This is a genomic window from bacterium, assembly GCA_040753555.1.
GTDB lineage: Bacteria > UBA9089 > UBA9088 > UBA9088 > UBA9088 > JBFLYE01.
Genome location: JBFMDZ010000167.1, coordinates 1 through 4703 on the forward strand (window position 1 = coordinate 1; position 4703 = coordinate 4703).

3 protein-coding genes are annotated in these 4703 nt (G+C 35.1%); all 3 read left to right on the top strand.

The features are described 5' to 3' along the window. Nucleotides 1-71: 71 nt before the first annotated feature. Nucleotides 72-959 carry a hypothetical protein gene (locus AB1630_10505; GenBank protein MEW6104220.1) on the top strand — a complete coding sequence of 296 codons (888 nt, stop codon included), beginning with the start codon at nt 72-74 and terminating at the stop codon, nt 957-959. Continuing rightward, nucleotides 956-2563, top strand: coding sequence for an ATP-binding protein (locus tag AB1630_10510; protein MEW6104221.1), 1608 nt, complete (start codon nt 956-958; stop codon nt 2561-2563). The genes AB1630_10505 and AB1630_10510 overlap by 4 nt, the downstream gene beginning before the upstream one ends. Further along, a partial coding sequence (locus AB1630_10515) for a class I SAM-dependent DNA methyltransferase (protein MEW6104222.1) occupies nt 2563-4703 on the top strand: 2141 nt, incomplete at its 3' end. The genes AB1630_10510 and AB1630_10515, both read left to right, overlap by 1 nt.

The following is a 4703-nucleotide window of genomic DNA, read 5'->3' on the forward strand; positions in this document are numbered from 1 at the left end:
GATATTGGACATTGGAAATTGGACATTTTTTTGACATTTGAACTTGGGATTTGGGATTTATTATAGAATGGATGAATTTTAAAACAGCCAAACATATAAAATACGATATACTGAATAGTTACATTAATCTTAAAAAAACCGCAGAGGCAAAAATCAATGCTTTTTTAACCCTTCTTGGGGGTGATGCGGCAATTCTCACCGAAGGCGAACCTGTCTCATCTCACGAGTTATTTAATCGCTTAATTTCAAAGGAAACACTCTCTGGCGAACAGGATAAGGAAGAAAGCGAATTAAAATACCTAAATATTATAAAAGAGATTAGAGATAAAAAACCAGAGCTTTTTGAGAGGATAAAAAGACTTCCTAAAAAGGCACGCTCTTCAAAGCTAAATAAAGAAAACGCTAACTCACTTTTAACCTACTTTAGAATGGGAAAACTCCAGAAATTCTTTATCACCAATAATAATGAAAAATCTCAGGAAGCGGATTTTATTACCTCGGCAAAAATTTTCGAATGCTCGGTAGATGAACAAAGAGAAATTTTACCTGATGATTTTTATGAATTGCTGGCAAGGAATAAAAAGGCATTTTTAGATGCCACAATAGAGGAATTAACTGTTGGACATAGAAAGGGAAGTGATAGCGGAACAAAACTTTTAAAGATACTAAAGGCAATCCTTAAAAATGGGGAAAGATTAACCGACGACCAGGAGGATTACCTTAAAAAGGCAATTGTTCAACTGGAAAAAGATGCAATCCCTAAACAGACAACAAAAAAGGCACTTAAAGGATTAAATGATTTAGGAGCGAATTTAACCAATACCTTAAAGGTTCTTGCGGTTATCCAACATAGCATCCCAGAAAGATTACTCCAGAGCCATTATGCTGAATCAAGTAGATTTTCTGGGAAAAGAGAGGTTATTTTGTCAGAATATTTGGTAAAAGAGGAAATATTATGAACAAAGCTGAGTTACAATTAATTCTTAAAGAGGGGGAAGGTTTAACAGTTGAATTTAAAGAGAGATATACACCTAAAATTGACCGCGATATAGTGGCATTAACTAATGCTAAAGGTGGATTTATTGTTCTTGGGGTTACTGATAAAGGCAAAATCATTGGCGAAAGATTAACAAACACAATGAGAGCGGAAATAATTTCGCTTGCCAGAAACTGTGAGCCGTGTATAAATATTACCAAAATCTCTCAGATAGACAATGTCGTGGTGCTCGAGATTTCTGAGGGTGATGAGAAACCATATGGTTGTTCATCGGGTTATTTCCGCAGACTTGATGCGGTAACCCAAAAGATGTCGCAGAAAGAACTGCGAATGATATTCAGACAAACCGCAGATATTACATTTGAAGACTTACAGTGTAAGGATTTTAATTTTGAGCATATATCTTTTAAGAAAATCAAGGTATTCCTTGAAGAAGCACATACTTCTTTCAAAGTAAACAAATCAAATATAGCTTCTTTTCTTGCAAGTCTAAGCATTTATAAAGCAGGAAAAATCAATAATGTAGGTGCATTGATGTTTGCTGCTGACATTAATAGATTTATTCCCCATTCCGAGACAATTCTTGGCGCTTTCAAAGGCATAAATAAAATACATATTTATGACCGTAAAGATATACGAGATGATTTGTTGTCACAGTTTAATGAGTCAATATTATTTCTTCAGAAACATCTCAATGTGCGAAGTGAAATACGCGGCGTAAACAGGTATGACATCTATGAAATTCCCATTGATGCGTTACGTGAAGCAGTTGTCAATGCAATCATCCATCGGGATTATAGCATGCGGGGAACGAACATATCTGTCAATGTATTTGATGACAGAGTAGAGATTGTAAATCCAGGTGGACTTCCCGTTGGTATTGACAAAACTAATTTTGGGAAAGAATCGGTGAGACGCAATCCTATCATAGCGGATTTATTTCATCGGATGGAAAAGGTTGAAAGAGTTGGCTCCGGAATTGGCAGAATGCAGGAACTTATGGCAAAGTCAGGATTGAAAGAACCTGTTTTTGAGTCTGATACATTTTTCCGTGCTATTTTTTATAGAAAGCCAGAATATGCTTTAAAACATACCTCAGAAGAAAGTGTAAAAACTACCCAGAAAACTATCCAGAAAATTACCCAGAAAACTACCCAGAAAATATTAGAGGTTATCAAACAAAATCCTTATATTAGTAGAAAGGAATTAGCCAACATAGTAGGAATTACTGAGGACGGAGTTAAATTTAATCTTAATCAATTAAAAGAAAAAGGGATTATTCATCGAGTTGGTCCGGATAAAGGCGGTTACTGGCATACCTCAGAAAAAGGCGAAGAAACTACCCAGAAAACTACCCAGAAAACTACCCAGAAAACTACCCAGAAAACTACCCAGAAAATATTAGAGGTTATCAAACAAAATCCTTATATTAGTAGAAAGGAATTAGCCAACATAGTAGGAATTACTGAGGACGGAGTTAAATTTAATCTTAATCAATTAAAAGAAAAAGGGATTATTCATCGAGTTGGTCCGGATAAAGGCGGTTACTGGGAGGTGATAAAATAATGATGGATAAACAATCTGCTATTAATCTTATTAGAGAAACATTTGAAAAGCCCTTTGAAAAAGAAAGGTTTGTTTATTTTGCAAAGAATCTATTTAATCGGATTTCACCAGAACCTTTTGAATATTCTGGGCAGTTTATACCCGATACCTTTAAGCCGTATCTTAGCAAATATGAACGCATTGGTAAATATACCACAGAGGATAAACGGATTGATATACTGATAGTTTATCTTAACAAAGAAACCTCTATTGAGCGGGCAAGAACCATGCAAAGAAATTTTGTCGCTGGTTATCTAATGGGTAAATATGGTTCTCCTATAGAGAAGGATGCGGCGGTTGTAGCTTTTGTTTCACCAGGACTTGAGGATTGGCGTTTCTCTCTGGTTAAAATGGAATACAAACTTACCCAGACTAAGACCGGCAGACCAAAAGCCGAAGAGGAATTCACCCCTGCCAAAAGATATTCATTTCTGGTGGGTAAGAATGAACCAAATCATACCGCTCAACAGCAACTACTGCCTATTTTAATGGTAGCAAATAATCCAACATTAGACCAGATTGAAATGGCATTTAGTGTTGAAAAGGTTGCCAAAGAATTCCTTAATAAATACCTTAAGCTTTATCTGCGATTAAAGGGTTCAATGGATAGGATTGTTGAAAAAGATAAAAACATAAAAGAAGAATTTGAGAAGAAAAAAGTCAGCATAGTTGATTTCTCCAAAAAATTATTGGGACAGATTGTTTTTCTCTATTTTTTACAGAAAAAGGGCTGGCTTGGTGTTCCAAAAGACAAAAAATGGGGAGATGGTGATAGGAATTTCTTGCGTTCCTTGTTTAAAGTAACTCAATCTTCCAGATTGAGCAATAAAAACCACAAGCAAGATGCTTGTGATACAGCAAACTTCTTTAACGACTATTTGAAATTTCTGTTTTATGATACCCTTAATAATCCAAGAACAGATGAGGCAGACCCAAGTTATTCAAAAGATTTTGACTGCCGGATACCATTCTTAAATGGTGGTCTTTTTGAACCAAACTACGCTTGGAAACAAACAGACATAATAATCCCCAATGGGTTATTTTCTAACCAGGAAAAAACAAAAGAGGGAGATATTGGCAGTGGTATCCTTGATGTTTTTGACTGTTTTAATTTTACAGTTTGTGAAGATGAACCCCTTGAAAAAGAGGTTGCCCTTGACCCAGAATTACTCGGTAAGGTCTTTGAAAACCTGATTGAAGAAAACCTGCGTAAAGGACAGGGTGCTTATTATACCCCTCGTGAAATCGTCCATTATATGTGCCAAGAGAGTTTAATAAACTATCTTGGGACTGAACTTGAAGATAAGATAACTAAGGCAGATATTGAATTGTTTATCAAATATGGAGAGCACATTATTGAAAATGAGGAAACTGCTTTACGAAAGGAAAAAGATATAAAATCTGGAAAACAGAAAAGCACAACCATAAAAAGCAAAATGCCTGAAAGTATAAAGAATAATGCCAAATTGATAGATGATAAATTAGCGAATATCAGAGTTTGCGACCCTGCAGTTGGTTCTGGTGCATTCCCGGTTGGAATGATGCTGGAAATTGTCAAAGCAAGGAATGTTTTAACGAATTATATAGTAACTCAACCATCCTGGTTGAGCGATAATGAACACAAGCAGGATGCTTGTGATACAGTAACTCAACCATCCTGGTTGAGTGACAATATCTATTTTGCTTCAGACGAACCCATAAGTATTAAAAGTCGTAATTTACCACATTGGGAACAAGGGGACAAGGCATATTTTGTTACATTTAGGTTGTATGATTCCATTCCTAAAGATGTTGCTGAAAACATTAGGCAGGAAAGAGAAAATTGGCTTAAAGAAAATAGAATAGAAAATACATCAGACTTGTGTAAATTAGATAAGAATACACAAATAGAATATTATCGTCTTTTTTCAAAAAGATACGATGAATTATTGGATAATAATTATGGGTCGTGTGTATTAGCAAATTCTGATTGCAAACAAATTGTTGAAAGTGCACTTATGCATTTTAATAATGAACGATATTATTTGGATAAATATGTAATTATGCCGAATCATGTTCATGTTATTGTCATTCCAAAAGAAGGATGGATTTTGTCTCAAAT